Source organism: Roseicyclus sp. (assembly GCF_052168335.1).
Taxonomy (GTDB): domain Bacteria; phylum Pseudomonadota; class Alphaproteobacteria; order Rhodobacterales; family Rhodobacteraceae; genus Roseibacterium.
The window spans coordinates 1-2,949 of sequence record NZ_JBQLZP010000437.1 but is presented as its reverse complement, the minus strand read 5'-3'; the positions used below and the strand labels follow the sequence as shown (position 1 = coordinate 2,949).

Below are 2,949 nucleotides of genomic sequence, written 5' to 3'. Positions count from 1 at the left end.
CGGGGGGTCCGGGGGGCAGCGCCCCCCGGCGGGTCGGCCCGCGCAGCGGGACGAAACCCCGCTCCTCCCTTGACCGCGCGACGGCCGCGCGCCACACCCTCGCCCACATGTCCGACACCTCCCTCGCCCCCTTCGACGCCGACGAGATCGCCGCGCTCTTCACGCGCGCCGACGGACAGTTCCTCTTCGCCCGCTGGGGCCGGCCGCTCGCCCCGGTCGTCTTCGGGGTCGAGGACGCCACCGTCCCCGTGCTCAAGGGCGCGATCGAGGCCGTCGCGGCGCTCGCGGGGCACGCCATGACCGGCACCGACCCCGAGCTCGGCGCGAACTTCATGGTCTTCTTCCTGCGCGACTGGGCGGAGCTTTCCGCCACGCCCGGTCTCGACCGGCTCCTGCCGGACCTGCCCGCGACCGTCGCGCGTCTCGAGGCGGCCGACGCCAACCAGTACCGCGCCTTCCGCTTCGATGCGGCGGGCGGCATCCGGGCGGCCTTCGTCTTCCTGCGCATGGACGCGGCCCTCTCCGGGGTCCCGGCCGAGACGATCGCGCTGTCGCAGGCGGTCCAGACGATCCTCCTGTGGTCGGACACCGCTTTCATCGGCGCCTCGCCGCTCGCCGTCCTGACCGAGGGCGGACCGGCGATCCTCAAGCCGCAGGTCGCAGACCTCATCCGCGCGGCCTACGACCCCGTCCTGCCCGTCGCCGCGACCGATCCGAGCCACGCGCTCCGCCTCGCGGCGCGGCTGCCCCGCCCGCAGTAGTACCCCGCCGGAGGTCCGCGTCGCATGAAGCTCCACCGCCATCCCGTCCGGGTCTACTACGAGGACACCGACCTCGCCGGCATCGTCTACTATGCCAACTACCTCCGCTTCCTCGAGCGCGGGCGCTCGGAGATGGTGCGCGAGGCCGGGATCAGCCAGACCGACATGAAGGCGCGCGGCTTCGTCTTCGCCGTCCGCCGGGTCGAGGCGGACTATCTCCGCCCCGGCCGCTTCGAGGACGAGCTGATCGTCGAGACCCGCGCGACCGCGCTCCGGGGCGCGAGCTTCGACATGCCGCAGCGCGTCCTGCGGGGCGAGGACGTGCTCCTCGAGGCGCTGGTGCGCATCGTGGTTCTCGACGCGGCGGGGCGCGCCACCCGCCTCCCGGCGGATATTCGCGCACGTCTCGCGGCGATAACGGCAGATGACGGCATGTGACGGAGAAGTGTTCGCCAACCCCGCTGGAAGCTGGTAGACTTCCGTGAAATGAGGCGCGGACATAACGCGCCCGCGACAGAGGCCGGGCCAGAGGACTGAAGTAACAGGTATGGAAACCGAAACGCTCGCGTTGGCGCAGGAGGCCGATTACACCCTCCTCGCGCTCTTCTTCCGTGCATCGATCACCGTCCAGCTCGTCATGATCGCGCTCATCGTGGCGTCGGTCTACGTCTGGGCGATCACCTTCTCGAAATACGCGATGTACCGCCGCGCCCGCGCCAATGCGCAGGCCTTCGACGCGGCCTTCTGGTCGGGCGAGCCGCTGGACGAGCTCTACGACCAGATCGCCGCCGCGCCCTCCAGCGCCTCCGAGCGGGTCTTCGTCGCCGGCATGACCGAATGGCGGCGCAGCTTGCGCGACGACGGGGCGCTGATCCCCGGCGTGCAGCAGCGCGTCGACCGCTCGATGGATGTCGCCATCGCGCGCGAGAACGAGCGGCTGACCAACGGGCTCAACTTCCTCGCCACGACCGGCGCGACAGCGCCCTTCGTGGGCCTCTTCGGCACGGTCTGGGGGATCATGCGCTCCTTCCAGGAGATCGCGGTCTCCGGCAACACCTCGCTCGCCGTCGTCGCCCCCGGCATCGCCGAGGCGCTGCTGGCCACCGGCCTCGGCCTTCTCGCCGCCATCCCGGCGGTGATTTTCTACAACAAGCTCTCGGCCGATGCCGAAAGCCTCGTGGCGAGCTACGAGGGTTTCGCCGACGAGTTCTCGACGCTCCTGTCAAGGCAACTCGACTGATGGGCGCCTCGGTCGCGGAGAAGGGCGGGACGCGCCGCCGCAGGGGACGGGGCAGCCGCGGCGCCCGGCCCATGTCCGAAATCAACGTCACGCCCTTCGTGGACGTGATGATGTGCCTTCTCATCATCTTCATGGTCGCCGCGCCGCTGATGACCGTGGGCGTGCCCATCGACCTGCCCGACACCTCCGCCGAGGCGCTTCCGACCGAGGAGGAGGAGCCGCTGACCGTGACGCTGACGCCCGAGGGCGCGGTGCTGATCCAGACGACCGAGGTTCCGGTGGACCAGCTCGTCACGCGGCTCCGGTCCATCGCGGCCGAGCGCGAGAGCACGCGCATCTTCCTGCGCGCCGACGGGGGCATCCCCTACGAGCGCGTCATGACGGTGATGGGCGCGCTCAACGCCGGCGGCTTCCGCGAGATCGGGCTGGTGACGGATTCGGGCGGGCCGAGGCTCGATGGAACGGGGCTAGACGGGTCTGGAGAGTGAGAAACTCATGCGCCGGTCGCTCTACGCATCGACGGCGATCCATGCCGCGATCCTGCTTTGGGTCGCGGTCGGGGATTCGCTGTTCAGCCAGAGGACCGAGGCCGAGTTCCAGGTGACCGGCGTGACCATCCTGTCGGTGTCCGAGTTCGAGGCGCTGACCTCGGGGACCGAGCCGACGCCGACCGTCCTCGAGACGCCCGTGGCCCCGCCCCCGATCGAGGAAAGCGCGGCCCCCGAGCCGCCCGCCCCCGAGGAGCCGCCGCCCCCCGCCGAACCGCCGGAGGAGGCGCCTCCGCCCGTCGCCGACGCGGCGCCCGAACCCGTGCCGCCCGCCCCCGAGGCCGAGGTGACGGACCAGATCGCGGCCCTGCCGACGCCTGCCGGCGCGCCGGACCTTCCGGTCTCGGACCGGCCCGTGCCGCGCGAGGCGCCGCGCGTCGCCCCGGGGCGGGCACCGGGG

At 71.8% G+C, this 2,949-nt stretch carries 4 protein-coding genes and 1 pseudogene; all 5 read left to right on the top strand.

Translation table 11 applies throughout. The annotated features are described in order from the left end of the window. Positions 1-107: 107 nt before the first annotated feature. Positions 108-761 carry a hypothetical protein gene (locus ACTS11_RS13360; protein ID WP_442640800.1) on the top strand — a complete coding sequence of 218 codons (654 nt, stop codon included), beginning with the start codon at positions 108-110 and terminating at the stop codon, positions 759-761. Between the two features lie 24 nt (positions 762-785). Continuing rightward, positions 786-1,199 (top strand): tol-pal system-associated acyl-CoA thioesterase, encoded by a 414-nt coding sequence (gene ybgC, locus ACTS11_RS13355; RefSeq protein WP_442640799.1) that lies wholly within the window; start codon positions 786-788, stop codon positions 1,197-1,199. A 109-nt stretch (positions 1,200-1,308) separates the two neighbouring features. Continuing rightward, positions 1,309-2,001, top strand: coding sequence for a protein TolQ (tolQ, locus tag ACTS11_RS13350; RefSeq protein WP_442640798.1), 693 nt, complete (start codon positions 1,309-1,311; stop codon positions 1,999-2,001). Next, the gene (locus ACTS11_RS13345) at positions 2,001-2,489 is read left to right on the top strand and encodes an ExbD/TolR family protein (protein ID WP_442640797.1); all 489 of its coding nucleotides are present in this window, start codon (positions 2,001-2,003) and stop codon (positions 2,487-2,489) included. Before tolQ ends, ACTS11_RS13345 begins: the two co-directional genes overlap by 1 nt. Before the next feature lie 7 nt (positions 2,490-2,496). After that, a pseudogene (locus tag ACTS11_RS13340) lies at positions 2,497-2,949 on the top strand (hypothetical protein); the annotation flags it as partial.